Source organism: Methanoregula sp., assembly GCF_052325125.1.
Classification (GTDB): Archaea; Halobacteriota; Methanomicrobia; order Methanomicrobiales; family Methanospirillaceae; genus Methanoregula.
Genome location: NZ_JBKQWO010000017.1, coordinates 97,102 through 122,396 on the forward strand (window position 1 = coordinate 97,102; position 25,295 = coordinate 122,396).

The 25,295-nt window shown below is 53.4% G+C and carries 26 protein-coding genes; 19 read left to right on the forward strand and 7 right to left on the reverse strand.

Annotation, left to right across the window (positions count from 1 at the left end; genetic code table 11):
- Window positions 1-112: 112 nt before the first annotated feature.
- Window positions 113-586, reverse strand: a complete 474-nt coding sequence (locus ACLQMU_RS04375; protein WP_422149926.1) for a hypothetical protein — start codon at window positions 584-586, stop codon at window positions 113-115.
- 182 nt (window positions 587-768) lie between these two features.
- Between ACLQMU_RS04375 and ACLQMU_RS04380 the strand changes: the two genes are divergently transcribed.
- Together ACLQMU_RS04380 and ACLQMU_RS04385 are read left to right on the forward strand one after the other, a co-directional pair.
- Window positions 769-1,545 (forward strand): metallophosphoesterase family protein, encoded by a 777-nt coding sequence (locus tag ACLQMU_RS04380; RefSeq protein ID WP_424039699.1) that lies wholly within the window; start codon window positions 769-771, stop codon window positions 1,543-1,545.
- 148 nt (window positions 1,546-1,693) lie between these two features.
- On the forward strand, window positions 1,694-1,891 hold the full coding sequence (locus ACLQMU_RS04385; RefSeq protein WP_422148943.1) for an antitoxin VapB family protein: 198 nt from the start codon (window positions 1,694-1,696) through the stop codon (window positions 1,889-1,891).
- A gap of 188 nt (window positions 1,892-2,079) precedes the next feature.
- Here the strand turns inward: ACLQMU_RS04385 and ACLQMU_RS04390 are convergent, their stop codons facing one another.
- The 3 genes from ACLQMU_RS04390 to larB all read right to left on the reverse strand — a co-directional run bounded on the left by ACLQMU_RS04390 (window position 2,080) and on the right by larB (window position 4,727).
- Window positions 2,080-3,369, reverse strand: coding sequence for a hypothetical protein (locus ACLQMU_RS04390; RefSeq protein ID WP_422148944.1), 1,290 nt, complete (start codon window positions 3,367-3,369; stop codon window positions 2,080-2,082).
- A 75-nt stretch (window positions 3,370-3,444) separates the two neighbouring features.
- Complete coding sequence (locus ACLQMU_RS04395; RefSeq protein ID WP_422148945.1) at window positions 3,445-3,954, reverse strand: nicotinamide-nucleotide adenylyltransferase; 510 nt, start codon at window positions 3,952-3,954, stop codon at window positions 3,445-3,447.
- Window positions 3,951-4,727, reverse strand: a complete 777-nt coding sequence (larB, locus tag ACLQMU_RS04400) for a nickel pincer cofactor biosynthesis protein LarB (RefSeq protein WP_422148946.1) — start codon at window positions 4,725-4,727, stop codon at window positions 3,951-3,953. Before larB ends, ACLQMU_RS04395 begins: the two co-directional genes overlap by 4 nt.
- Before the next feature lie 50 nt (window positions 4,728-4,777).
- On the opposite strand from larB, the gene ACLQMU_RS04405 reads away from it, so the two are divergent.
- The 17 genes from ACLQMU_RS04405 (at window position 4,778) to ACLQMU_RS04485 (ending at window position 21,822) form a co-directional block, all read left to right on the forward strand.
- Entirely contained in the window at window positions 4,778-5,101 is a 324-nt protein-coding gene (locus ACLQMU_RS04405) for an ABC transporter permease (RefSeq protein ID WP_424039696.1), read from the forward strand.
- Window positions 5,102-5,142: 41 nt separating this feature from the next.
- Window positions 5,143-6,375 (forward strand): histidine--tRNA ligase, encoded by a 1,233-nt coding sequence (gene hisS, locus ACLQMU_RS04410; RefSeq protein ID WP_424039695.1) that lies wholly within the window; start codon window positions 5,143-5,145, stop codon window positions 6,373-6,375.
- Window positions 6,362-8,164, forward strand: a complete 1,803-nt coding sequence (locus tag ACLQMU_RS04415; protein ID WP_422148949.1) for a DNA topoisomerase VI subunit B — start codon at window positions 6,362-6,364, stop codon at window positions 8,162-8,164. The genes hisS and ACLQMU_RS04415 overlap by 14 nt, the downstream gene beginning before the upstream one ends.
- On the forward strand, window positions 8,157-9,245 hold the full coding sequence (locus tag ACLQMU_RS04420; RefSeq protein WP_443673564.1) for a DNA topoisomerase IV subunit A: 1,089 nt from the start codon (window positions 8,157-8,159) through the stop codon (window positions 9,243-9,245). Before ACLQMU_RS04415 ends, ACLQMU_RS04420 begins: the two co-directional genes overlap by 8 nt.
- A 7-nt stretch (window positions 9,246-9,252) precedes the next feature.
- Window positions 9,253-10,659: a polysaccharide deacetylase family protein gene (locus ACLQMU_RS04425; RefSeq protein WP_443673565.1), complete on the forward strand. Its 1,407-nt coding sequence runs from the start codon at window positions 9,253-9,255 to the stop codon at window positions 10,657-10,659.
- Between the two features lie 83 nt (window positions 10,660-10,742).
- Entirely contained in the window at window positions 10,743-11,333 is a 591-nt protein-coding gene (locus tag ACLQMU_RS04430) for a DapH/DapD/GlmU-related protein (protein ID WP_443673571.1), read from the forward strand.
- Window positions 11,334-11,405: 72 nt separating this feature from the next.
- Entirely contained in the window at window positions 11,406-12,284 is an 879-nt protein-coding gene (locus ACLQMU_RS04435; protein ID WP_443673566.1) for a hypothetical protein, read from the forward strand.
- A 75-nt stretch (window positions 12,285-12,359) separates the two neighbouring features.
- On the forward strand, window positions 12,360-12,728 hold the full coding sequence (locus tag ACLQMU_RS04440) for a holo-ACP synthase (protein ID WP_443673567.1): 369 nt from the start codon (window positions 12,360-12,362) through the stop codon (window positions 12,726-12,728).
- A 1-nt stretch (window position 12,729) separates the two neighbouring features.
- Entirely contained in the window at window positions 12,730-12,969 is a 240-nt protein-coding gene (locus ACLQMU_RS04445; RefSeq protein WP_443673568.1) for an acyl carrier protein, read from the forward strand.
- Between the two features lie 6 nt (window positions 12,970-12,975).
- Window positions 12,976-14,472 (forward strand): class I adenylate-forming enzyme family protein, encoded by a 1,497-nt coding sequence (locus ACLQMU_RS04450; protein ID WP_443673569.1) that lies wholly within the window; start codon window positions 12,976-12,978, stop codon window positions 14,470-14,472.
- The gene (locus ACLQMU_RS04455; protein ID WP_422149188.1) at window positions 14,469-15,602 is read left to right on the forward strand and encodes a LuxE/PaaK family acyltransferase; all 1,134 of its coding nucleotides are present in this window, start codon (window positions 14,469-14,471) and stop codon (window positions 15,600-15,602) included. Before ACLQMU_RS04450 ends, ACLQMU_RS04455 begins: the two co-directional genes overlap by 4 nt.
- A 1-nt stretch (window position 15,603) precedes the next feature.
- Window positions 15,604-16,893, forward strand: coding sequence for an acyl-CoA reductase (locus ACLQMU_RS04460; protein ID WP_422149187.1), 1,290 nt, complete (start codon window positions 15,604-15,606; stop codon window positions 16,891-16,893).
- A 234-nt stretch (window positions 16,894-17,127) separates the two neighbouring features.
- Complete coding sequence (locus ACLQMU_RS04465) at window positions 17,128-17,874, forward strand: SDR family NAD(P)-dependent oxidoreductase (protein WP_422149186.1); 747 nt, start codon at window positions 17,128-17,130, stop codon at window positions 17,872-17,874.
- Between the two features lie 23 nt (window positions 17,875-17,897).
- Window positions 17,898-18,734 (forward strand): transketolase, encoded by an 837-nt coding sequence (locus ACLQMU_RS04470; RefSeq protein ID WP_424039910.1) that lies wholly within the window; start codon window positions 17,898-17,900, stop codon window positions 18,732-18,734.
- Window positions 18,734-19,720 (forward strand): transketolase family protein, encoded by a 987-nt coding sequence (locus ACLQMU_RS04475; RefSeq protein WP_422149184.1) that lies wholly within the window; start codon window positions 18,734-18,736, stop codon window positions 19,718-19,720. The genes ACLQMU_RS04470 and ACLQMU_RS04475 overlap by 1 nt, the downstream gene beginning before the upstream one ends.
- A 694-nt stretch (window positions 19,721-20,414) precedes the next feature.
- Complete coding sequence (locus ACLQMU_RS04480) at window positions 20,415-21,410, forward strand: glycosyltransferase (RefSeq protein WP_443673572.1); 996 nt, start codon at window positions 20,415-20,417, stop codon at window positions 21,408-21,410.
- A gap of 115 nt (window positions 21,411-21,525) precedes the next feature.
- Window positions 21,526-21,822, forward strand: coding sequence for a hypothetical protein (locus tag ACLQMU_RS04485; protein WP_422149522.1), 297 nt, complete (start codon window positions 21,526-21,528; stop codon window positions 21,820-21,822).
- A gap of 186 nt (window positions 21,823-22,008) precedes the next feature.
- On the opposite strand, the gene ACLQMU_RS04490 is transcribed toward ACLQMU_RS04485, so the two are convergent.
- The 3 genes from ACLQMU_RS04490 to wecB form a co-directional block, all read right to left on the reverse strand.
- Window positions 22,009-22,851 carry a glycosyltransferase family 2 protein gene (locus tag ACLQMU_RS04490; protein WP_422149523.1) on the reverse strand — a complete coding sequence of 281 codons (843 nt, stop codon included), beginning with the start codon at window positions 22,849-22,851 and terminating at the stop codon, window positions 22,009-22,011.
- Window positions 22,848-23,933: a glycosyltransferase family 4 protein gene (locus tag ACLQMU_RS04495; RefSeq protein ID WP_422149524.1), complete on the reverse strand. Its 1,086-nt coding sequence runs from the start codon at window positions 23,931-23,933 to the stop codon at window positions 22,848-22,850. The genes ACLQMU_RS04490 and ACLQMU_RS04495 overlap by 4 nt, the downstream gene beginning before the upstream one ends.
- Window positions 23,934-24,096: 163 nt before the next feature.
- Window positions 24,097-25,203: a non-hydrolyzing UDP-N-acetylglucosamine 2-epimerase gene (gene wecB / locus ACLQMU_RS04500; protein WP_443673570.1), complete on the reverse strand. Its 1,107-nt coding sequence runs from the start codon at window positions 25,201-25,203 to the stop codon at window positions 24,097-24,099.
- Window positions 25,204-25,295: the final 92 nt, after the last annotated feature.

A 25,295-nucleotide genomic window follows, 5' to 3' on the forward strand; every position in this document is an offset into this window, starting at 1 on the left:
GTGTGAGGGGTTCATTCGCCTCAGGGTTCCTCCGGGGCACGGGGGGCAAGAAAATTTTTTCGCACTGATGAAGGGATCATTGATCCGCCGCGGGGACATCCCTCCATCATATTTATGGAATACCCAGCGCCCGCTTATAGGTGTCAAGCATTTTTATGACATACTTCCGGTGTTCATCCAGCGCCTGTTCATCATCAGGAGAAGCGATCACCGCTACCGCATAGAGCAGGAGAAGGGAGTTGTCAAGTTCGAGCGTGGAGGGGTCTTCATTCAGTTCAGGAGAGAGATTTACGGCAAGGAATGCCTGCTCGGCGTCGGTAAACGCGGGCACCACGTCCGGCCTGACCTGCGCGTTCTCAAACGCCTTTGCATAAGCATCTGCAATCGTAAGCGCTTTTTTCAGGGCATCGTTCCCGTTACCCTCCGGTAATTGCGACAGGGCCGTCGAACATTCACGGGTGGTTTTCGGGTATAACTCGAACTTGAACGAGAAAAATGCCGATGCAATAACGTGTGCGGTCTTTTCCGGTAACCGGCCAAAGACCGGCCTCATCCGTTCAATGTAATCTTTGAGGAATTTCTCCATGGGTATCTCCTTGGAACAGGTATGCGCGAGGCGCACCGGTGGGCTTTAATCTGATGAATAGTACATGTGCGGAAATCGGACATGAACATATCCTTCTGACTTTTTCCCAAATGCACATGGATCTAACCCGGGGCATCACGGGTTTATATGAGAATAAACGATCAATATCCATTCACTGAATTATGGGCACTGTCATTTTTTCCGATGTTCACGCCGATGCTGACGCCCTCGGCCTCCTCGCAGCGTATATCCGTAACCCGTTATTTCCCACCCGCTTCGGCCCGGTTGATACCCTCGTCAACCTCGGGGATCTCCTGCACCGGGGCAACTGTCCACAACCAACTCTTGCGCTCATCCATGATCTTGCAAAGGAGTTCCGGCTGGTATCTGTAGTCGGCAATCACGATCATGCATTCCTCAACAGTGTCCCGGTCTCGGGAAGTGACGAGATGAGTACCTACCGGCACGAACAGCTGCGCGGTTCTCCGCTTCTTGACATTTTTTCTGATATGCCGATGGAGTGGGTGGATGGCCCGGTGCTCTTCGTCCACGGGGGACCGCTCGATCTCGGCACCCAGACACTCCGTCTCAAGTGCTGGCAGCGGCTGTCCCATACTGCAGGCGACTCCTTTACCGGGTACCATTACACTGCACCGATGGCGTTTGACGCACTCGAAAAACGCGGCCTTGCCCATATGGTCTGCGGGCACCAGCATACCCATATCTGCTGCCGTAAAACCATGGATGGGATCCGGGAGCACGCCCTCCGGTTTGTACGGGAGAAGGACATCCTGTTTCCCGGAGAGGAGATCGAAGTGGCACGCATTCCGCTGGATATGCCGACACTTTTCAGGCTGGGCGGCTGTCATGGAAAGATGCCGGAATTTGCCTATGCTGATCGCACAACCTTCACCTATCTCCGGGTTGCCGCTGAAACCCGGTGCGTTGACACCCCATAATTCCCTGGAGATATGCCGGATAATTTGGCGCGGGCCCCGTTGTGCGACCAGAACACTGGTTTTTTTAGCATTTTCTAAAGATTATTTGAAAAAATCAGGCTGCGATTTTTAGGATAAATTTATATGGGGTTACCACAGAGTGGTAATTATGCCTCGTGCAGGCGAGGGGCGATCTATACGGATTGATCCCGAGGTGTATGAGGCTTTGCTCGCGCTCAAGCGTGGCAACATGACCTTCAGCGATGTCATCGCACAAATGCTCCACGAATGCTATGGATGGTCGGACGCCTTCCCGCCCAACCAGTGCGAACTTGGGGATTTTGCCGAAACGGAGGATTTTAAGTGAGGGAAAATGTCGGGATTTCCCGCCACGAGAGCTGGACACCGGTCCAGCATCCATCGGGTGTCGGCAACCCACGTTGGAAGATCGGCGATGACATTAAGAGGACTTCCTGAATCCATCATTGAGGATGTCGAAGACTTGTTCACATAAAAAGAGAAAAACGAACAATCGCAGAGGATCATACCGGCGCTTTACCCTCGCACCGGTTCTTCCATCTGTAGTTGCACCGTCTCCCCTGTCATCTCTTTTATTTTTTTTGCCAGTTCCTCTTGTAAGAGCGGAGCCGACGCCAGGATTTTTGTTCTCCAGGCCATGAGTTCCCGGTGTTCCTCTTCTTCATGAACCTGCATGGTCTTCAGCTGCTCTTTCTCGCGCTCCAGCGATCGCAGCTGTGAAAGGACCGGATGGCTCACGAGTCCTTCCTCCGCTTCGCGGCACCTGACTTCAAGCTCGCGGTGCCGGCGACATACCCCACTCACCTCGTCACAGAATTTCCGGCTGTCGGAAAAGACCGCACGCTCTTCCTTGTTTTTGAGGGTAATGTCGCCCTCGTCGATCATTTTCTCCACCACGGGACACGCTGCACCAAGTGCGCAGGCAACCGGTTCTGCACTGGCAACTTCATGATCGGACAGGATATCCATGGCATCTTTGAGGATATGCAGTTCTTTTGACAGGTGTTTGCGGGTGGCGATCTTTTCTGCTTTCCTGAAGACATGGGAAGCTGTCATGGAAAGAGACGCATAGTGCCGCAGGTGATCGTCCCGCTGCCGGATCAGGTCTGCACACCGGCCACGCTCTGCATCGAGCAGTTGTAAGGACGGATCTGCCGAGAGGCGGGCAGTCTCCGCGGAGATGATGTCCAGGCGCCCGGTGATCTCCGCGATACGCGCTTTGATCCGTTCCTCTTTTCCGACCGATCGTTCCAGATCCCTGCGGGCGTCGCTCAGCGCGGTATATGCAGTGCGTGCTGCCCCGGTACGGGCGGATTTTTCCTTGAACCGGCCGATAGCCTTTGTCATCACGTTGATCTCGCGGCCGATCTCGTCGATGCCGGTCTTCGTTACCTTCATCTCCTCCGGGAAGGCGACCATCAGGTAACGCCCCTGGCCGCGGATTGCATTCAGGCAGCCTTTGACGCATTCGACCGCAACGGTGTAAAACGCTTCCGGCTCGCCGGGGAGTTCCTTTGCAAGCGATGCATTCATTGCCCTGATGAAGAGGGGCAGGGAATTTTTTGCTATGCTTTTGATCTTCGGGTGAGTATCGGGATCCTGATCGGCATCTTTGAGGTTATTGACCATCAGCTGGAGGTTCGCAGTTGCATTCCGGATATCCCCCATCGGTTCCTCCACCTCATCATGGAGGGTTTCGCGCGCCGCCTTCTCCTGCTCATCCAGCCATGAGGGAACCTCCTCAAAGGTCAGGGTTATCTTTTTGTCGGGCGCAGGGCCCAGAAGCGATTTTAAAAATTTCAGCATGGAGCACTCCGGAACTACAGAATTGCAGGAATAGCATGCATCTTAATCATCGGGTCATGATCGAAGAGTTCATTATCACTGGTCATCGCGGGCGATCTGGCGAAGCCTCTCTACCCCGTCAATCTCGCGGATCACGGTCACGACAGCAGGCGGGACAAGGTGTTCCCATGGATCGCCGCCAAGCATGCGGCGCCGGATCTCCGTGCCGCTGTGCCGGTCGCGCTCGTACATGGCAGGGGACTGCACCTCCATCCCGGCTTCATGGAACAGCCGGACCACGAGCGGGTTCGACGAGTAGCAGGTGTCAAACGGCGGCGTCATCGACATCACATGCGCCGCCCAGAGTGCATTGCGCTGAACATCCTCGATGGGGATTACATAATACGGACACCGGAGGGAAGTGAGTGCCCGGGTGATCATCAGCACGCGCTCGCCCGCAGTATACGGGTTCTCGGTCGCATGGGAGAGCTGCGCGCTCCCGACACCAATGATGATCTCGTCGCACGTCTGTGAAAGCTCTTCAAGGACGGCCTGGTGCCCGTTGTGGTATGGCTGGAACCTGCCGACATAAAAACCCCGTTTCACGATTTTCCCCCCGAGTTAGCGATCCGGGCGGCAAAGGCCCCGGCCGTAAATCCTGCATCGATATTGACGACGGCAATGACCGAGCACGACTGGAGCATGCTTGCAAGGGCCGCCCGCCCCTCCCCCATATATCCATAACCAGTGCTGACCGGAACGCCGAGAACCGGTTTGTCCACGAGACCGGCGACCACGGCAGGCAGCGTGCCCTCGCGTCCCGCGCAGACAACAAAGACATCGGCATCGAGAAGCGGCCTGAGCGCCGGGAACAGGCGGTGGATGCCGGCCGCTCCCACGTCATACGCGGTCCTGACTACGCAGCCCATCTCTTCAGCGATGACTTTTGCTTCCTCCGCGACGCGTATATCCGAAGTCCCTGCGGTGATGACTGCAATAACTCCGCCGGTTGGTTCCGGTGCGGCGCTGGTTGAAAGAACGAGCACCTTAGCCTGCGTACGGTACTCCATCTTAACTCCTTTTCCTGTGCACAGGGCCTGCACCGCTGCCGCCTGCTCCGGGGTCACGCGCGTGACGACGCAGCGGCCGGCCGTCTCCGCGTGCCGGACGGCGATCTCCGCAAGATGTTCCGGGTCCTTTCCCTCGGCAAGGACCACCTCCGGCATCCCGCACCGCACGGCCCGCCCGAGATCGAGGCAGGCAAAGTCCCCGACCCGCTCCAGGCGGAGTCCTTCAATTTCCTGTGCGGCATCGTCGAGAGCGATCTCGCCGTTTTTGTACCGTTCAAGGAGTACTGATAGCACCGGGTTTACACGCATAATGTGATAATACAGATATGGGGAGGCGTATTATAAGTTAGTTCATTGCCATGTCGTACCTGCTCTATGTCGGATATTTTGGCGCGGCGGCCGTGATCTTTCTCTGGCTGCGCGATGCGCGGATCTTTTTTTTAACCGGTCTTTCAGGGTACCGGAAAGCGGCGTACTGGGGCGTGTTGTACGGAGCCCTCGGCACATTCGGGCTGCTCTGCACAATCGCCGGCGACACGTTTGAACTGCTGGGGCTCGGCCTGATCCTTGCCGCACTGTACCTGCAGGGACGCATGAAGCGGGAGAAGATCTGGACGGGATCAGAAAGCATACTTACGCGGCTGACAGGCAGCGCAAAACGCCCGCAGACGAACAAAAAATAATGCCTGATGCAGGGAATACAAGATAAGGGATTTTACCAGGCATGATCCAGAAACCACGCGGAACACGGGATTTCCTTCCCGATGAGATGGAAGCGCGGCGCAGCGTCGAGGCAAAGATGCGCGAGGCCGGGCGTCGCTTTGGATACCGGGAAGTATGCACACCTGAATTTGAAGACACTGAGCTCTTCACGCTCCGGTCGGGTGAAGGTATCATGCAGGAGATGTACGTTTTTGAGGACAAAGGCGGCCGGAGCATGGCCCTGCGCCCGGAGATCACGGCGGCCGTGATCCGGATGTACATCAACGAGGCAAAAGTCGCGCCAAAACCCCTGCGCTGGTGCTACTTTGCTGACTGCTTCCGGTACGAGCGCCCCCAGAAAGGGCGGTACCGGCAGTTCTGGCAGTTCGGCGCCGAACTGATCGGTGCCGATACCGCGATTGCCGATGCCGAGGTGATCATGCTTGCCGCCGATGCACTCAACGCAACGGGCGTCACATGGGACCTCAGGGTGGGCCATCTCGCATTCATGAAAAATCTCTTAAAGGATCTCGAAATGGTCGCTCAGCGCCGGGTGATGGCGCACCTTGACAAGAAGGATTTCGAAGGTCTCGAAACCACTCTTGCGGATATGGGAAAAGAGGATCTCGCGGGGTCGCTCTCTGCGCTCGCGGAATGCCGTACGCCTGGCGAGGCATTTGAGATCGCCGGGACAATACCGGAAAAAGAACGCGTAGAGCAGATGACCGGTATCCTCGACGAGTCCGGCGTCTTATATTCCCTCAACTTCGGCATCGCGCGGGGGCTTGACTACTACACCGGCATGGTCTTTGAAGGCTTTGCCCAGAACCTTGGCGCGGAAAACCAGATCGTGGGAGGGGGAGCGTACCGGCTCGCGCACCTGTTCGGTGGCGACGATGTCGCTTCCTGTGGGTTTGCCATCGGTTTTGACCGTGTCATGGTCTCGCTTGGCGATGTGCAGCCGGCAAAAGATACCATCGCGGGGATTGTATACACAAACGAGGGACGCAGCTTCGCGCTCGCCGTAGCCCGTGCATTCCGTGCCGAAGGGATCCGGGCGGAGATGGACCTCATGGAACGCGGGCTTGGGGCGCAGATGGCACACGCGTCAAAGTCTGCGGACTTTGCAGTCGTGATCGGCAAACGAGAGGCCGATGCCGGACAGGTCACGCTCAAGAACCTTCACTCGGGCGAACAGAAAGCACTTGTCCCGGCCGCAGCGATCGCTGAGGTGAAAGCGTATGGTGCTCGCTGAGGAACTCGCCAAGCAGCAGCGCAGCATCAGTGTCGCGGAATTTTTCGAGAAGAACAAACACCTGCTGGGATTCGATTCCCCGACCCGGGGCGTTATCACTACGATCAAGGAGGCCGTGGACAACGCCCTTGACGCCTGCGAGGAAGCGCAGGTGCTTCCCGACATTTACATCAGCATCAGGAAGACCGGTCCCGAGATATTCCGGATCATTGTCGAGGACAACGGCCCCGGTATCGTCCCCGCGCAGGTCCCCTTTGTCTTCGGGAAGCTGTTGTACGGCTCCCGGTTCCACCAGATCCGCCAGACCCGGGGCCAGCAGGGGATCGGGATCTCAGCCGCGGTACTCTACGCGCAGCTGACCAGCGGCCTTCCCACGGTCGTCATCTCGCGCACCGGGGCAAAGGAACCGGCGCACAAGTTCGAGATCCAGATCAAGATTGAGACAAACGAGCCCGATATCATCTCCCGGCAGCCTTTCGAATGGGACCGGATCCACGGCACCCGGGTCCAGATCGAGTTTAAGAGCACGATGTCGGCAAAGAAGAAGCTGCTCGAATACCTCAGGTACACCTCGGTGGTCAATCCCCACGCCCGGTTCCGGGTCGAGCTGGACGACGAGGCGTTCACGTTCGAGCGTGTGAGCCAGGAAGTGATCGCCTGCCCGGTAGCGATCCAGCCGCACCCGCATGGCATCGAGTTCGGGCAGCTCAAACGGATGGCCGCGGCAAGCGATGAGAAACTGGTTGATTTTCTGGTGAACGGTTTCTCCCGGGTCGGGAAAAAGACCGCACAGGAGATGTGCGATAAATCCGGTCTTAAGCAGACCGCAAAAGTAAAAGGGCTCTCTGCGGAGGAACTCAAAAACCTGCTCGCCGCGATGCAGGCGGTGGCCGTGCCCGCCCCGCCGACCACCCAGTGCCTCTCGCCCATCGGTGAAGACCTGATCCGGCGCGGGCTCGACAAGGAGTTCCAGATGGATTTTGTTGCGGCACGGACACGACCGAGCTCGGTGTACTCCGGCCACCCGTTCGTGGTCGAGGCGGCGATCGGGTACGGCGGCAGGCTTGCGCCCGAGGGAAACGCAACGATTCTCAGGTTCGCGAACCGCGTCCCGCTCATGTACCAGCAGGGCGCCTGCGCGGTCACCGAGTGCGTGGCAAACGTCAACTGGAAGTCGTACAACATCTCACAGCAGGGCCTCCCGCTGGGGCCGGTGTTGATCCTTGTCCACGTCGCGTCCACGAACGTACCATTCACGAGCGAGAGCAAGGATGCAATTGCGAGCATCCCGGAGATAGAAAAAGAGATCGTGCTCGCCCTGCAAGAGCTCGGCCGCGAGCTCAAGACCTTCCTCTCGCGCCGGGACCGGAATAAGCTTGCCGAGGACCGGGCGCGGGCGGTATGCGCGGTCATACCCGAGATTGCGGCAAAGGTGAGCGAGATCGTGGAAAAGCCGGTTGTCGATACCTCACCAATAGAGGGCCGGCTGATGCGCAAGCTGATCGCAAAGAAATGGACCCGGGACGGTAAGGTCACGATCGAAGCGAACAACTACACCGGGAGCGATGTCGAGATCTCGGTCTACGACATTTCTGCGGACAACGCGGCCGATGCCGATATGCCTCCCGCATTCTCGACCGAGATGGACGGGCAGTTTACGAAAGTCTGGAAGATGGCGATCAAAAAGCAGACCGTGTGGCGTGTCACCTATACCGGCAAAGGAGGCGGCATGCTTGATATCCGGGGGATAGAGGACAACAAGAAGATGGTGGTGGATCTCGATGTCTAAAGAGGAACTCGATGCACGGTCGATGAAGGCGCTCATGATGATTGCGTCAGCCTGGTACGACCAGATGAAGGCCGGGGATATCCCGTCGATCTCGCTTCCCACCCGTACAAAGTACAACATCGAGTACGACGATGCGAGTGAAGTCTGGAAGTACGGGGACAAGGAGAGCCTGCGTACTGCCGCGACGGCAAAGAGCGCGACGCATCTCTTAAAGATGGCCTACGTGATCGGTTTTGTCAAGCAGCAGCTCAACGAGAACCGTTCCTCAACGTTGAGAGAAATGTATTACATCTCTGAAGGATGGAAACGCGCGAAATTTGGCGCGCAGGACGAGAGCAACTTCCTTGTCGAGGATCTCGAGATCATCTCCGATGTGCCGCGCGAAGGCTTCCATCTCCGGCCCGAAGAAAACGGTGCGAGCATCTATGGCCCGATGCGGATCCGGGAGCCGACCCGGCGGGGCCTCAAGCTGATCCATTGCCAGGACGACGTGGGATCTGCCGGGTATTCTATCCCGAACAATGTTGAGAACCTTGAGCTGGTCGATCACGATGCGAAATTTGTCATCGCCATGGAAACGGGCGGTATGTACGACCGGCTTATTGAGAACGGGTTTGACGAGGAGCATAACGCGATCCTCCTCCACCTCAAGGGCCAGCCGGCCCGGTCGACGCGCAGGCTGCTCAACCGGATAAGCTTTACCTGGAACCTGCCGATCCTCGTCTTTACCGATGGCGACCCGTGGTCGTACCGGATCTACGCGTCCGTTGCCTACGGGGCGATAAAGAGCGCGCATATGTCCGAGTTGCTCGCGACCCCGAAGGCGCAGTTCCTCGGGTTGCAGCCCAGCGATATCCGGGACTACAACCTGCCTTCGGACAAACTGTCTGATAAGGATGTCGAAGCGCTGAATGCCGAGCTGACCGACCCCCGGTTTGCGACCGGGTACTGGAAGAAGCAGATCAACCTGCAGCTCGAACTGGGGCTCAAGTCGGAACAGCAGGCGTTTGCGGCGCGGGGGCTCGACTTTGTGACAAAGAAGTATTTGCCGGCCCGGTTATCCGAGATGGGAGTAATCTAGGAGCGCCATGAGCATCGGTGTCCGCTATCCTGACCGCTATGCTGTGGAGGAGACCTTCCAGCTCCTCAAGGTGCCGTGGGAGTGGTACGAGCCGGGCCGGCAGTACGATGTGGTCATTGCGCGAAAAGCCGATGTACGGGAATGGACCGGTAATCTCATCGATCTTACGTCCAATGATTTTTTCAAAAAAATCAGCGATGTGCTTAATACCGGCCAGACGCACCTGCATGAACCATTATGCGATATCCAGATCGACGCGCTCCGGCAGGAACTGAAAAAATATACCGTGCTCGTGGAGATCCCGCCCGTCCCGTGGGGGTATTCCTACATGGTGGCCCTCACCCATGATGTGGATCTCACTTCAGTGAAAGAATGCCGGTGGGTCACCGCAGGATACGCCGCATACCAGTGCGTGGCGCATGGCGATGTTCCTGAAGGATTCCGGCTCGGGCTTGCCCGCATCGGGGTTGGAAACGATCCCTGGTCGCTCTTTGGCCGCTGGAAAACTTTTGAAGATCAGCTGGGTGTGCGCTCCACGTTCTTCTTTATCCCGAAGAAAGACGACCCGGGCATGCGGGCGCACCCGTACCGGGCAGTCGGGTATGACATCAAGGAAAAGGCGGATCTGATTCACGACCTGAAAAAGGACGGTTGGGAAACGGGCGTCCACGGCATCGACAACTGGACGGATGCCGAACTCGGGAAACTGGAAATAGCGGCACTTGACCTTGAGGGTAAGATGCCCGGCAACCGGACGCACTGGCTTCTCTTTGACGAGAACAGCTGGAAAAAGCTTGATGAAGCGGGATATTCTTACGACACGACATTCGGGTACAATGACGATGCCGGGTTCCGGGCCGGGACACTGCAGGTTTACCGGCCGCGTGAGGCAGAGAACCTGCTGGAACTTCCCCTCCACATTCAGGACCTCGGACTCTTTGGGAAATTCTGCTGGGCACCCACGGACAGCGGCTGGATAAAAACGCCGTGCCTGCACCTCGATGAACATACAGCACGCATGTACTGCGACCGCATCTTTGATTATGCCCGAAAATATGGCGGGGCGGTGACGATTCTCTGGCACTACGAGAACCTGACGCCGCCCCGGGACTGGTCCGGGATGTACGCGGCGCTGGTGAAACGCGCGAAGGCTGACGGCGCGTGGGTGACGATTGCGGGGGAGGTGGCGGGGTGGTTCCGGGCCCGGAGAGAGATCAGGATAACCTGTAAAAATGAGAACGACAGGCTCACTATTTCTACTGATAGTATTCCTGACGGTTCTTTGCCTCCATTAACATTGAGGATGCACAATCCTGACAACAGACAAATAACAGTAAATACAGAATCAAACCCGGGAAAAGGTTATATCGATATCAGGCTGAACACGAAGACAACAACGGTATTATTCTCATGATCCTGCAAAAAATTTTCTATAAATTAAAAAGTGCCGACGTGGCAGATTCCTGGCTCATGCATACCTCAGTCATGCAATACACTATGAAAACCGGCTTGAAATTTTTTAATTACCTTGCCCCAAAAACCCGTCTGTGTCAACGGGTAAAGGCCGGATCCCTTGGAACGGGAAATGTGATTCACCCGACTGCAATAATTGACTATGACCGGGTAATTATCGGCGACTCGTGCGTTATTGAAAAAAAGGTGGTCGTTGAAAAAAATACCATTATCGGGAACCATGTAACTATCGGTGAGGGAGCTGTTATCGGATCTGAAGGATTTGAATTAAGAAGGCTTGCAGGGGAGATCATTCCGGTTGCCCACCTGGGCGGGGTTATCATTCACGACAATGTTCGTATCGGCCCCCGTGCCTGTGTCGATAAAAGCTCTTTTTCGGAATATACCGAAATAGGTGATTCATCCGATATCATGACTGCAGTCCAGGTAGGTCATGGAATAAAAATCGGGCGTGATGTGACGGTAATGGATGAAACGATGATCGGAGGTTATACAAAGATTGGTGATCGCGTAAAGATTGGAAGGCGCTGTTCCATAAGCGATGGCATATCGCTGTCTGATGGCATGGTTATTCCGGATTACACAATCGTAACCCGCGAGCTAAAAGGGCCGTAAGAGGATCTTTTTTTTTTTAGATTCTTCACTTCGGAAAAATTTCGTGAGAGCTATGATGACTGGTGAATTCTTATGAGATTTGCAGATTTCCTGCCGGAAACAACGAGAATTATCCGTGATGGCCAGTTTTCATCGCTGGGAAGCCTGTTCTCGCATTACCCGCAGCAGTTAGTATATGCAACCCGGGAGGCCGATATAAAAAAAATTGTGGACAATCCTTCCATTTCCTGTGTAATTACGATACCGGAATTGGTTTCTAAGATCCCTCAAAATGTCAGTACTGCGTCGGATCCGGATCCCCGAAATGCATTTTACGCTCTCCAGTCTGTACTGGTGCAGTATCCTGAATTCGTCCTCCAGCCATTTCCCAACCAGATATCCCCTTCGGCAAAAATCCATCCAAGCGCAGTCATTTCTGTGCACAGTGTCTCTCTTGGAAGAGATGTTGTGATCGAAAAAAATGTGGTCATCAGTGAACAGACCATTATCGATGAAGGATCCATCGTACGATCCAACAGCATCATCGGAAGCTTCCCTTTACCACCCCGTGGTGCGATGAATTTTCCCGTGATTCGCCCTTCTGGAGGAGTGCGCCTTCATCGCGAAGTGGACATTCATGCAAACAACCGGATCGACCGCGCGATCTTCAAGGGGTACACCGAGATCGGGGAACAGGCAAAACTGGACAATCTCAACGCTATCGGACAGGGAACCACGATCGGAAAACGGTGCCTGATATGCGCCGGAGTAACCATAGGAGAATGCGTTCTTGTCGGTAACGACACATGGCTAGGCCCGAATGTTACCCTTGACCATCAGATCGGAATCGGGAACAACAGCTATATTACCATCGGATCCAAGGTCACCCGGGATATGGAGGACAATAAAGTCGTCAAAGATAATTATGCAATTGATCGGAAACGGTTCAGGAAGGTAATCCGGGGGATGTGACATTAATGCCGCATTTTTTCAAAAAAGCAGGATTCGCTCCTTATCCGGATACGGGAATCTGAGGTCAGGAAATCCATGCAGGACATTGGCATTGGAACAGATTTAGAAGAGGTCCGGCGGTTCGAAAACCACCGTGACCGGGCACTGACTGCATTTCTTGAAAAGAATTTCACGCGAGAAGAGCTGCAGTACTGCCTGTCAAAAGATGCCCCGGCACCGCATCTCGCCGCACGGTTCGCAGGAAAAGAGGCCGTGATAAAAGCTCTCTCCAGCCTGAATATCACCCATATCTTCTACCCGGCGATCGAGATTATAAACAACGAACGTGGTGTCCCCTGCGTCAGGATTAATACCGATTGCAGCGAAAAATTGCGTATAACTCTTAGTTTGTCGCACAGTTCAGGAATGGCACTGGCATTTTGCGTCATTATACGAGAGGCTTGACATGGCATCGTTCGATGAGAATACAATAAAAAATATTTTTTGCGAGGTTCTGGGAATCCCGGTGGAGGAAGTTACCGATACGCTGGCGTATAACTCCTGCGCGCAGTGGGACTCCTTAAAACATCTCCAGATGGTGGCCATGTTTGAGGAGAGATTTGGCATCGAGATCGACATGGACGATATCATCGCAATGGAAAATTACGGGAAGGTCAGGGAAATTCTTCATAAATATCTCACGTAACCGGTTATGAATTTCGTCGATTATCTCTTTGAAAACCTTCAGGATCAGGATAAAGAGTCTATCCTGTCCCGGGATGGCGCCCTCACCTACAGGGATCTCATCTCACAGGTTGATGCTCTCGCCGGTGATCTGGCGGAATCCCTGGGCCGGGGAAAAGAGTGTCTTTTACTCTCTGAGAACACCCCTTTTTTCATCATCGCTTATCTTGCCATCATAAAGAGCGGGAATACGGCCCTGCTGGTTGAGACGCAGATCGCGGACGAACAGCTGGCATCCATCTTTCGCGAGTGCCGTATCGGGGCAGTGTTTGTCCAGAAAAAATACCGGTCAAAGATCCCGGACGCCGGTTCAGTCTTCACCAAGGATCACCTCCCGGCTCCCACCCCGGCAAAAAAATACGAAAGTCCTGCGGTCAATGACGATGATGTTGCCGTTGTCATCTTCACCTCCGGGAGCACCGGGGCAAAGAAAGGGGTCATGCTGACCCACCGGAACCTGTGCGCCAATACGGAATCGATCGTACAGTACCTCGGCCTCACGAAGGAGGACCGGATCTGCGCCACCCTCCCGTTCTTTTACTGCTACGGGGCATCCCTGCTGCATACCCATCTCCGGGCCAGCGGGAGCATTGTCCTCTCCACCAATATTTTTCTCGCAGGGGCTCTCCGGGACATCAACACTTTTTCCTGCACCGGTTTTGCCGGAGTCCCCAGTACCTACCAGATCCTGGTCAATAAGACCCCGTTTCTCAGGGAGAAACTCCCGACCCTCCGTTATATGCAGCAGGCTGGCGGGCAGCTGCCCAACAAGTACATCCGACAGATTGCAGAAGCGTTCCCGGAGAAACAGTTCTTTGTGATGTACGGGGCGACGGAGGCAACGGCCCGGATGTCCTACCTCCCGCCGGCGCTGGTGCTTGCCAGGCTGGGCTCCATCGGAAAGGGCATTCCCGGCGTTATTCTCGAAGTGTTCAACGAAAATGGAGACCCGGTAAAACCCGGAGAGACCGGCGAGATCACCGCACGCGGCAGCAATATCATGAAAGGGTACTACGGGGATCCTGAAGGGACACAGGGCGTTATAAAAGACGGCAGGCTCTTTACCGGGGACCTCGCCACAGTGGATGACGACGGGTATATCTTTATCATCGGCCGGGCAAAGAACATCATTAAATCCGGAGGGTACCGCATATCCCCCAACGAGATCGAAGAGTTCATCTGCTCCCTCGACTGCGTCAGCGGCTGCGTGGTACTGGGCCTGCCGGACGACATCATGGGTGAGGCTGTAGTTGCCGTTGTCCAGCCGGGCGATGTCCCGGAAGTGTCATTAAAAGAAAAGATTCTCACGCAGTGCAGGCAGCACCTTCCGTCGTACAAGGTCCCAAGATCACTATACTTTATAAAGGAATTCCCGCTCAATGCATCCGATAAAGTGGATAAACAGGCCATTGCCGCATCCCTGCGTTCTGAACGGCAGGAACTAAAAGGAGCACATGAGAAATGAGTGAAAACTGCTGCCATGCCGGGCCTCAGGAGACCGGGGCAAGGGATGCGCTCCTCGCCCTTGATCCGTACACCCTGGATGACCGGCAGAAAAACGAGGATCTCATGCCGATATTCAGGGAGCAGCTGAAGGACGCCCGGGGCAATAACCGGCACATTGAACATTATTTTTCAAAATTGCAGATCGATATCGATGCTCTCCGGCAACCGGAAGACGTGCCTTTTATCCCGGTCCAGATGTTCAAGCATTTCGATCTCCGGACCTGCCCGGAAAACGCAGTCGCAAAAGTCCTCCAGTCCAGCGGAACAACCGGCGCTTCTCCCAGCAGGATCCCGCTGGACAAATCCACCACCTTAAACCAGATAAAGGCCCTCAAGGCCATCCTCTCGGACTACCTGGGGAAAAACCGGAAGATCTTCCTTGTCGTCGATCACGAAGGGATCAACAAGCCGGAGATGGCCTTTTCAGCACGCACTGCCGGGGTCCGGGGCCTGAGTATCTATGCGAAAAAAACCTTTTACCTGCTCAGGGAAGAAGAGGGGCGGCTGACCCTGAACATGCCGGTCATCCGGGATATTATCGAGAATTATTCGCATAAAGAGGTGTATGCGTTCGGGTTCACGTATATTATCTGGACTGTTTTTTACGAGCAGCTCAAAAAAGAGGGGATCCGGTTCTCCTTTGACAAGTTCACGCTGTTCCACGGGGGCGGGTGGAAGAAAATGAAAGACCTCGCCGTCTCAAAGGAAACATTTTCCGGGACGATTGCGGAACTATTTGGTACCGAAACGGAAAATATCCTGGATTTTTACGGGATGGCCGAGCAGACCGGCATCATTTTTGTCGATTGCGCGTGCGGCAACAAGCATGTGCCCGCATTTTCGCAGGTCATCATCCGGGATCCGTTCACGCTTGAACCCTGCAGTCCCGGAAACACCGGGCTGATCGAGGTAATGAGTATTCTTGCAGACAGTTATTACGATCAGGCGGTCCTGACCGAGGATCTCGGCATGCTTGTCGGGGTAGACGACTGCCCGTGCGGGCGCAAAGGCAGATATTTCCGGTTTGTCTCACGGGTGGAGAAAGCCGAGGTGCGCGGGTGCGGCGATACGTTCCGGGAGTCGCGCTGAAATGATCACCTCTTACCTTGCCGGCGGCAAATTTGAGACACGATCCTGTAAGGATTTTGATGAGATCGTACAGGATGTCACCAAAGGCAGGGAGACCCTGGCTGCGCTGCCGATTGATGCGATCATAAAAATTCTCGATCATCTGGGGAAAAACATCCTGAAAAATCCTGAGATCAACACTATTCCCGGGGTCAGCTATATTTCGTTGTGGCTGCGCCGCGAGAATCTCGACCGGATCTGCCAGGTTAACTATACCGATAAGAGGTATCTGGACGGGTTCTGCGCAACCGGATCCCATTTCCAGATGATGGCACAGCCCCGGGGGATCGTGTGCCACTGGATCGCGGCAAATATGCCGACGCTGGGATTCTTTTCCATCACCCAGGCAGTCCTTTCAAAGAACGGCAGCATAGCGAAGATGCCCAAAGAATATGTCCCGCTGATCCTTTCTCTCCTCAATGAACTGCCCGCAATTTCCGTGGACTACGAGGGCAGGACCTATACGGGAAAAAGCATCCTCGGGGCAATCGCCCTTGTGACCTTCGAGGGCAAATCAGCGGATGCAAGTGAAAAGTTCTCCCTTACTGCAGACTGCCGGATCATCTTTGGGGGAAGCGAGGCAGTCCGCGCGATAGCGAGGCTGCCCTCACGGGATCACTGCGAGACTATTATCTTTGGCCCGAAATATTCTTTTGCCGTATTCGACCGGGAGTACATCGAATCGGAGGGCTTTAGGAAATCCCTCGACCTGTTCGTCCGGGATGTGGCTGTGTTCAACCAGATGGCCTGTTCTTCCCCACACGTCCTGTTCCTGGAGAAAAGCCGGTATCCGGTGGAGGAGATCGCATCATGGCTGGGCGAAGCATTCGAACGATTGCCTCCAGCGCTCCGCGTCCAGGAGATCCCGACCGGCCTGTCTGCAATGATCATCAATGCCCGGGCCACGTATCTCCTTTCGGACAATGCAAACTGCATTTCCCCAAAGGACCTGGGCTGGACCATTCTTCTCAATCAGGAGATCCGTCTCGAAGAGCCGATCCAGGGAAAATGCATTTTTACAAAAGAGATCAATTCGGTGGACGAGATTATCCCTCTCGTGAACCATAAGATCCAGGCGATCTCAATCGGGATCCCTGATCCAGCAAAGAGGGAGTCATTTGCCCGGCAGGTCACTTCACGGGGTGCAGACCGGATTGTCATCCCCGGCACCATGCATGACTTTACCCTGCCATGGGATGGTATCATGACCCTTAACCGGCTTGTCCGGTGGGTTGTTCTGAGAGAGAACTAAATGAAGAGGTCTTTTGCTCTATGGGCAGGGTTATCTACGCAACCAGAATAAATCAAAGCGGTAAAACGAGAGCGGCAGATTACGGTGAGACAGATTATTACGTAACGATATATACCTTTAATCCGATCCTTTTCGGATGCAAGCAGGTGAACCACAGGGTTTAAAAAAAATTGGGATTGTCCTGGTGATTCCAGGAATTTCCTATCGCATCTTTCAAAAATCCGGTACGGGACTATGATGTTACTTCAGGGAAAAACGGCAGTTATCACAGGGTGTTCGCGCGGGATCGGAAGAAGCATCCTTGAGGTTTTCGCTCAGAATGGGGCGGACATCTGGGCATGCAGCAGAACCGCCCCGGAATCGTATCTCAGGGATACGGAAGAGCTCTCCACCCGGTACTCGGTCCGGATCTCGCCGGTAACCTTTGATCTGGCCGACCGGGATCAGGTCACCCGTGCGATGAAGGAGATTCTCGCATCAAAAGGACCGGTTGACATTGTAGTGAACAACGCGGGAATGGTTTCTAAAAATGCCTTGTTCCAGCTCACACCGATCAAAACGATAGACGACGTTTTTGAGGTGAACTTTTTTGCGCCTTTGCTCATCACGCAGTACATGTTAAAAGCAATGACAAGGCAAAGCTCGGGGAGTATCATCAACATCGCCTCCATAGCCGGCCTGGATGGCGAACCGGGGCAGCTTGAATATGTATGCAGCAAGGCAGCCCTGATCGGGGCGACCAGAAAACTCTCCCGCGAACTCTCGTACGCACATATCCGGGTAAATGCAATAGCGCCGGGAATAATTGAAACCGATATGATCGAAACCATGGCTGACGATGTGATGGCGCGGTTCATGCAGCAATGCAGCATGAAAAGGCGGGGCACTCCTGCCGAGATAGCAAACGTTGCATTATTCCTGGCATCGGACATGTCATCGTATATTACGGGCCAGGTTATCCGGGCAGACGGGGGCCTGTAAATGCGGCGGGTATCGCGGTGAAAATGATGGAAAACGCAGTCAGTTCTATCAAAAAAATGGCAGAAAGAATGCGGGAGCATGCCTTAACGATGGCGTTTTCTGCCGGTGCAAATGGTGCGCACCTTGGCGGAGGCCTCTCGATGATCGAAATTATGGCAACGCTCTATGGAGGTGTACTGCGTCTGGATCCCAAAAACCCGGACTGGGAAGATCGGGACCGGTTTATTCCCAGCAAAGGGCATGGTGTCCTTGCATATTATACAGCTCTTGCCGAAGCCGGATTTTTTCCGGTGGAGGACCTGAAAAAATTCGAAATGAACGGGGAATTCTTACCCGGTCATCCGGTAATGAACGTAAAAAAAGGCATTGAATGCTCCAGCGGCAGCCTTGGCATGGGACTCTCATTCGGGGTCGGCATCGCACTCGCCGGGAAAACGCGAACGAAATCGTACCATACGTACGTCCTTCTCGGGGATGGGGAATGCAACGAGGGGGCAGTCTGGGAGGCGGCCATGTCTGCTTCTCAGTTTCATCTGTCAAACCTCATTGCAATCGTAGACAGAAACGATCTGCAATATGACGGGTGCTGCTCTGAAATCATGAATATGGACCCTATGAAGGCAAAATGGGAAAGCTTCGGCTGGGATGCGGTTGAAGTCGATGGCCATGATGTACAGGCGCTCTATGAGGCGTTCCAATCCTGTACGGACTCGTCCGAACCAAAGCCCCACGTTGTCATTGCCCATACCATAAAAGGCAAAGGGGTTTCCTTTATGGAGAATAAAAAGGAGTGGCACCACTCCAGCCTGTCACAGAAACAATATGAGACTGCTGTCGCAGAACTCCGGAGCGGAAACTGATGGCCGCTTCCTTTTCACTCATGGCCCGGATGTACTCAAAACTGGGACAGAGAGGATCCTTTGCACTCGCGATTGAGGAGATTGCAGCACACGATAAAGAATTAATGGTACTGACTGCAGACCTGACCACCCTGACCGGACTCACCCGGTTCAAAGAAAAATTCCCGGAAAAGTTTCTGAATATCGGGATCGCAGAGCAGAATATGGTGGGTATCGCTGCAGGGATGGCAAAGGAAGGGAAAAACGTTTTTGTCACGACCTATGCCAACTTCCTCGCGATGCGGGCGTATGAGCAAATCCGGATCCAGCTGGGGTACATGGGATTTGGTGTCAAAGTCATTGGGACGGGCAGCGGTCTTGCAATGGGGATGTCGGGGAATACCCATTATGGTATTGAAGACATCGCCCTGATGCGGGCAATCCCCGGGCTCATGGTGGTTTCCCCTGCGGACGGGACAGAAACCACAAAGGTCATCAGGGAGGCGGCAGAATACCATGGACCGGTGTATATCCGCCTGAGCGGGACGCTGAATAACCCAATCGTGTATACCGAAGAATATCTGTTCGAATTCGGGAAAGCGGTACTGTTAAGGAGAGGGACGGATATTTCGATCATTGCAACCGGTACCATGGTGCACGAATCCCTTGTTGCCGCAGATATCCTAGAGAAGGAGAATGGTATATCTGCTTCGGTTATCAACATGCACACGATAAAACCGCTTGATACATCGATAATTAATGACATATGCGTTCATTCAAGACTCGCGGTGACCGTAGAAGAGCACTCGGTGATTGGCGGCCTTGGGGGTGCCGTGGCAGAATATCTCAGCGGACTTTCCGCTGCTCCACGACTCATGAGAATCGGGATCCCCGACTGCTTCCAAAAAACCGGGGATTATCAATACCTGCTTGGACAAAACGGTCTCACCGGCCCGCAGATCGCGGAGAAGATAATGGCCACTTTCCATGCCATTGTTCATACCTGAAGAATTCCCCGGAAAAGGTAGTAATAAATACGCGGCACGGAGTTTATCAAATCTAAAAGGGATCTGGAAAAATCCCCGGTTTTATTTACAAATTGCAAAACCACCTGGTGATAGAGAGTTGATGAAAGAGAACCGTGCATGTCCTCCCGATCTCACCCTCTGAGCTGTGCGATGACGGGCCTATAGCTCCCGGGAGTTATCATCCTGATGAGGGAGGTAATACAGGATAACCGGGTCATTGGATACGTTCGCATATCCTTTTCGAAAACCTCCTGAATCATCTGATCCGGTGCGCCTGCTACCTTGCCGGACCTGATGGAAATATCCAGCGAAGAGAGTTGAATTATCAAAATTGCCAATTTTGCCGGTTTAAACCTGAAATCAGCGCAGGATTTTTCATTCTGCAAAGCTGAAGTACCGGAGAAACAACAAACGATCCGGAGCGATTGCAATCCCCAGCAAGATTTCACCCGATACAAAAGAATGCGGGACCCGGGACCTGACATTGCTTGTGCTTACCCCGGACTTCCCCGATGAGCACCATCGTTATATAGGTTCGAGTTTTGTAAAAAACCAGCTGGAGCCGCTCAAACCATTTTTCAAAAAAATTGTTGTCATATGCCCGGTACCGTTTTGTTTTGGGTTGAATCCAAGCGATCGCTACTGCTCTGATTACCAGTACGACAATGTGAACGTGTATTTCCCGCGGTGTTTTTTCCTGCCCCGGAACTGGCGGATCCCCTTTTTAACCAACAGGCAGAAAATGAGATTTGACTCACGGTACCATGCAATTCGTCAGTTGATCCGTAAAAAGAATATCAGGTTTGATCTTATCCATGCCCATTTTACCTGGCCATCTGCGTATATTGCAGTCCGGCTCAAGGAGGAATTCCACGTCCCTGTCATTGCGACAATCCATGAAGATTCAGCCTGGCTTGATGAAGAGATCCATATGGATCAGCCTTTGTTAGTCAGGACGTGGAGGAACTGTGATGTGCTGATCCGGGTGAATAAACAGGAAATCCCCGTCCTGTCACAGTACAATAACCGCACGATATTTGTCCCCAACGGATTCGGCCCGGAGTTTCACCCGATGGATAAGCAGGAATGCAGGAGGTTCCTTAACCTCCCCGCCCACAGCAAAATTGTTTTTGGGCTCGCGCCTCTGATTGAACGCAAGGGTTTTTCCTATCTCATCGGTGCCATGAAGCAGGTGATAAAGAAAGATCCATCGGTCATTTGTTATATCGGGGGTTCAGGCCCGGAAAAAAACAGCCTTATGAACCAGATCCAGCAAAAAGGGCTGGAAAAATATGTTTTCCTCCCCGGGTTCCTGGCAGAGGACCAGATTGTCCGCTGGATGAACAGCGCGGATGTGTTTGTCCTGCCCAGTCTCCAGGAAAGTTTCGGGATTGTCCAGATCGAAGCACTTGCCTGCGGAACGCCCGTTGTTGCTGCGAGGAATGCAGGAAGCGGGGAGGTCATTATTTCCGAGGATCTTGGGATCCTGTGTGATCCCGGGAATGCGGAATCACTCGCCGGTGCCATCCTGCGCGGACTGGAGCGCTCGTGGGATACCGCAAAAATCCTTGAATATGCACAACGTTACCGCTGGGATTTCATTGCAGAAGATCTTCTCAGAGTTTATGAAACGGTTTTAAAAAGGGACCCGCCCACGCGGGATACATAAGAGTGAATCCTGATAGGTCTCCCGCAGGTATGCAGCTGCACAATGAGTTCAGGAAAAACCGGGGAGATACTGTTATAACTATCCCGAAATGCGGGGAAGCCCTCATGAATAAGAAATGAACACCAAGGGTAAGGATGTTTGTCCGCAGCCCGAATGCCGACCCGTTTTGGGATTAAAAGACCCTTTATCTTCTCTTGCGGGTTTCACCGATGCAGGAAAAAAAATCGCCGGCTCATTGAAGCATTCGTTGCATAAAAATGAAAGAATTTCCGGCTCTGTTGAAAACCTTTTTTTAAAAGACGAGGGCCCTCACTTCGCGCCACTTTGTCTCCCTGATGGGAACAGAGTGCAGTATGCTGTCTCGGTATTATCTGTACAGAAAATCCCTGCATTTTTTTGTACAGGTAATTAGCACTATCGCAAACGGGGGATGCCCGAGCGGCGGGGGCGGAGGCATAACTGCCGGAGCCCCAAAGAACGTCAAGGTAAGGAATTAAATGATTTCTGCAGAGCCGAATTTCCCGCATCGGTTAGCGATAGGGGCCCCTTAGTCCCGGATCAGGATTATTGCGGGCACCCCCCCCCGCAACGCGTTTATCTAGTGTCCGTATTTTACTTTCATGATCATCCTGCTTGCCTTTTTAAACCAAAGCGGGTAATTTTCATTCTGGACAGAATCGACCACTTCCTTTCTTATGTTCATTACTTCCTTCCGGTACTCCGGACTGCGCGACCCCTGCCCGGGGTGGACACGATAAAAAGCGCCGATCTCAGGAATGGCAATACCCCGCGTTTTACAGAGCAAAAGTTTCATAAGGAGAAGACTGTCGCAGTCCGTCCAGTGCCTGTCGGACCATTGCACGTACTTCCGGTATGAACCTGCCCGGATCATAAACGTGCTGCTGTTCACAGGATTCCTGAAGAGGATAACCAGAAATGCAAGGTAGGGATGCGACAGTATGAAATTATCAAGGCACTGCAAAAAATTATAATGGAACCACCGGGGAACCGGGAACCACGACGATCCATTCACCGTTGCTTTTGACGGGTGCTCTCCTGTTGTGTTGACAGAGTTGTAGCACCAGTCTGATCCCGTTTTTTCCATTATTTCCACCTGATCTTTTAAATGGTGCCGCGAGACAAACATGTCATCTGCTGAAAGACGGCAGATATAATCTCCGGTGGATAAAGAAAATCCTTTCCGCGAGGTTATGCACTCCTTGAAATTTTTATCGTTCCGGTATATCACAAACGATTTGATATTGCCGGGAACCGTTCGTTTTGTTTCCTGGAGAATTTCCCACGTTTTGTCGGTACTGCAATCGTCTACTACAACCAGTTCGATATCTGAATAACTCTGGTTGAATACCGAGCCTAGTGTATCAGGAATCCACTTCTCCGCATTATACGCCGGAATCACGACAGAAACGAGCGGCTTCATATAACACTCCGGTATATTTTCTCGACGTTCTCTGCTGTTTTTTGTATGTCAAACACCGCCGCTTTCCGGGGGGCGTTCTCCCAGATTTTATGGCGCAGTTCCACGTCGGTAAGGCCGCGTATAATTGCCCCTGCAAGCGCGTCCGGGTTCTGCGGTTCGACCAGCAGCCCGTTTACGCCATCATCTATCAGTTTTGGAATGCCACCCACATCCGAGGCAACCACGACATTTCCTATAGCCATATTTTCAAGGATGGCCATACCGAAGGTCTCATTGAGTGACGGTGCGACAACAATATCTGCCCTCCGGTAAATACCCGGCATGTCAGTATACTTTTGGGATCCCATAAAAAAAATATTCTTTATTGTGTTGTTTTCAGTTGCGCGATCGACGATTTTTCTGAAATATTCCGGTTCTTTATCTCCGACAAAATAAACTGAAGCATGAACATGTTCCAGTATTTTGGGCAATGCTTCGACCAAAAACACCTGTCCTTTCTCGACATATATCCTCCCGGAGCAAAGAATAACCGGGGACCCCGAACCCGCCGGCACAAACTCTTTTTGCGGGAACTGCCGCAGGTCTATCCCGTTCGGGATGGTAACGACATGAGAATCCTTTCTTATTTCCTTGCATACGCGCTCCAGATCTTTTGAGACGGTAATCACGTAATCCGATGCGCGTACAGATTCTGCCTCATAGTATTTCCCAGGTACCATCCGCAGGAGCTGGCGAGCGGGTTCCTTCGGGGATAACCGGATCCTGCAATACCCGAACGGATCTACCCGGAACATACCGTGAATCGTGGTAACAACAGGGACATGGGGATATTTCTTTTTCAGAAGTGATGCATATCTCACGGAGAGATCGCATTGCTGGACATGGAAGATATCCGGGGCTATCTGAATATCCCTGACAAGATCTGCGCCGCCGAACACACTCCAGGAATGCCTGATTTCCCGCGGGCAGTATACATCTACCGTGTTTCCACGCTCCCTGAGCGCTTCCACGAGGAGTTCTGTTACGACTTCCAGCCCTCCCTGGTGCGGGGGGTATGCAGGGGTAACAACGGCAATTTTCACTTTTTACGCATCTCCCCGACTTTCTATATCCTTCCCTGAATGCCTGATCTCGCATTCCGGTTTCATCTTACCCCACTCGTCCGGTCATCGGCGGATCCCGGGCATTCAGGCCGGTTGGCCATCCGCTGAAATTCCCTGTCACCGTTTTTCATGATGCCGGGTTTCACATGCTGCCGGTTTTGTTCTGCACCGGGTGATGCGAAAGAAGGATATTAAGGACTGTACTGCTGACGTGCTCATCGAGATATTCCCGGGGTGCAACCCATACCGGGGGTGTTGAGAGGGCCAGGCGTACACACCGGAGAATCGTTTCCTGGTCCACCCCTGCGAGCATGTTACTGCCGCATTCAAGGGTTTCAGGCCGTTCGGTCACATCCCGGATCGTGACATTGGGAACGTGGAACAGACAGCACTCCTCCTGGACCGTCCCGCTGTCGCTTAAGACACAACAGGCATCCTGTTCGAGCCGGATAAAATCAAAGAAGCCAAACGGCTCATAAAACCGGATAACTTCCTTATCTGTTTCGATATTGAACTGCCGGATCTTATCCCGGGTACGGGGATGAAGGCTGCAGATGACCGGCATACCGTACTGCCTGCCGAGGGCGGCGAGGGCCGCAACGACCTCCCTGAGCCGGTCAGGCAGATCAACATTTTCAGAGCGGTGAAGGGTCACCAGGAAAAACCGGTTCTTTTCTATATTGAGACGTTCGAGTACATCCGAACGGCTGATCCGGTCAGAATAGTAATTGATCACTTCAAGAATCGGGTTTCCCGAAACAAAGATCCGTTCGCCGGGTATTCCCTCCCGGATCAGGTTTGCCCGGCTGCGTTCTGTATAGGGCATCAGGATATCGCTTGCGTGATCGATAATTCTGCGGTTCACTTCTTCCGGAACCCGGTCGTCATAACAACGGTTTCCGGCTTCCATATGGAAAACAGGAATCCCCCTGCGTTTCGCGATGATGGCCGAGAGACTGCTGTTGGTATCCCCCAGCAGCAGGACGCGATCCGGACGTTCTTTTTGGATTACCTCTTCAGTCCGGGTAAGGATCTGTGCAATCTGTTCCCCGGCTGTTTCACCCCGGACATTGAGGAAGTAATCCGGAGTTCGTATATTGAGATCTTCAAAAAAAATATCTTTTAGATTTTTATCGAAATTCTGCCCGGTATGAACCAGGATGTGAGTGCAATGCGCATCCAGTTTCCCGATGATCCTGCTCAGGCGGATAAGTTCAGGGCGCGTGCCCAGAATCGTCATCACTTTCATCGGAGTAATTCTCCGTTCGCTGAAGGTTGATCTTTGACCATCAGGTCAAATTTCTTCAGCGTTTCACCGAGTTCCCGGGGATTCATAACATT

What these genes read in the sequence shown, in the direction of transcription:
- ACLQMU_RS04375 (WP_422149926.1), bottom strand. Translation starts at nt 586, where the DNA reads ATGGAGAAATTCCTCAAAGATTACATTGAACGGATGAGGCCGGTCTTT.
- ACLQMU_RS04380 (WP_424039699.1), top strand. Translation starts at nt 769, where the DNA reads ATGGGCACTGTCATTTTTTCCGATGTTCACGCCGATGCTGACGCCCTC.
- ACLQMU_RS04385 (WP_422148943.1), top strand. Translation starts at nt 1,694, where the DNA reads ATGCCTCGTGCAGGCGAGGGGCGATCTATACGGATTGATCCCGAGGTG.
- ACLQMU_RS04390 (WP_422148944.1), bottom strand. Translation starts at nt 3,369, where the DNA reads ATGCTGAAATTTTTAAAATCGCTTCTGGGCCCTGCGCCCGACAAAAAG.
- larB (WP_422148946.1), bottom strand. Translation starts at nt 4,727, where the DNA reads ATGCGTGTAAACCCGGTGCTATCAGTACTCCTTGAACGGTACAAAAAC.
- ACLQMU_RS04405 (WP_424039696.1), top strand. Translation starts at nt 4,778, where the DNA reads ATGTCGTACCTGCTCTATGTCGGATATTTTGGCGCGGCGGCCGTGATC.
- hisS (WP_424039695.1), top strand. Translation starts at nt 5,143, where the DNA reads ATGATCCAGAAACCACGCGGAACACGGGATTTCCTTCCCGATGAGATG.
- ACLQMU_RS04415 (WP_422148949.1), top strand. Translation starts at nt 6,362, where the DNA reads ATGGTGCTCGCTGAGGAACTCGCCAAGCAGCAGCGCAGCATCAGTGTC.
- ACLQMU_RS04420 (WP_443673564.1), top strand. Translation starts at nt 8,157, where the DNA reads ATGTCTAAAGAGGAACTCGATGCACGGTCGATGAAGGCGCTCATGATG.
- ACLQMU_RS04425 (WP_443673565.1), top strand. Translation starts at nt 9,253, where the DNA reads ATGAGCATCGGTGTCCGCTATCCTGACCGCTATGCTGTGGAGGAGACC.
- ACLQMU_RS04430 (WP_443673571.1), top strand. Translation starts at nt 10,743, where the DNA reads ATGAAAACCGGCTTGAAATTTTTTAATTACCTTGCCCCAAAAACCCGT.
- ACLQMU_RS04435 (WP_443673566.1), top strand. Translation starts at nt 11,406, where the DNA reads ATGAGATTTGCAGATTTCCTGCCGGAAACAACGAGAATTATCCGTGAT.
- ACLQMU_RS04440 (WP_443673567.1), top strand. Translation starts at nt 12,360, where the DNA reads ATGCAGGACATTGGCATTGGAACAGATTTAGAAGAGGTCCGGCGGTTC.
- ACLQMU_RS04445 (WP_443673568.1), top strand. Translation starts at nt 12,730, where the DNA reads ATGGCATCGTTCGATGAGAATACAATAAAAAATATTTTTTGCGAGGTT.
- ACLQMU_RS04450 (WP_443673569.1), top strand. Translation starts at nt 12,976, where the DNA reads ATGAATTTCGTCGATTATCTCTTTGAAAACCTTCAGGATCAGGATAAA.
- ACLQMU_RS04455 (WP_422149188.1), top strand. Translation starts at nt 14,469, where the DNA reads ATGAGTGAAAACTGCTGCCATGCCGGGCCTCAGGAGACCGGGGCAAGG.
- ACLQMU_RS04460 (WP_422149187.1), top strand. Translation starts at nt 15,604, where the DNA reads ATGATCACCTCTTACCTTGCCGGCGGCAAATTTGAGACACGATCCTGT.
- ACLQMU_RS04465 (WP_422149186.1), top strand. Translation starts at nt 17,128, where the DNA reads ATGATGTTACTTCAGGGAAAAACGGCAGTTATCACAGGGTGTTCGCGC.
- ACLQMU_RS04470 (WP_424039910.1), top strand. Translation starts at nt 17,898, where the DNA reads ATGATGGAAAACGCAGTCAGTTCTATCAAAAAAATGGCAGAAAGAATG.
- ACLQMU_RS04475 (WP_422149184.1), top strand. Translation starts at nt 18,734, where the DNA reads ATGGCCGCTTCCTTTTCACTCATGGCCCGGATGTACTCAAAACTGGGA.
- ACLQMU_RS04485 (WP_422149522.1), top strand. Translation starts at nt 21,526, where the DNA reads ATGAACACCAAGGGTAAGGATGTTTGTCCGCAGCCCGAATGCCGACCC.
- ACLQMU_RS04490 (WP_422149523.1), bottom strand. Translation starts at nt 22,851, where the DNA reads ATGAAGCCGCTCGTTTCTGTCGTGATTCCGGCGTATAATGCGGAGAAG.
- wecB (WP_443673570.1), bottom strand. Translation starts at nt 25,203, where the DNA reads ATGAAAGTGATGACGATTCTGGGCACGCGCCCTGAACTTATCCGCCTG.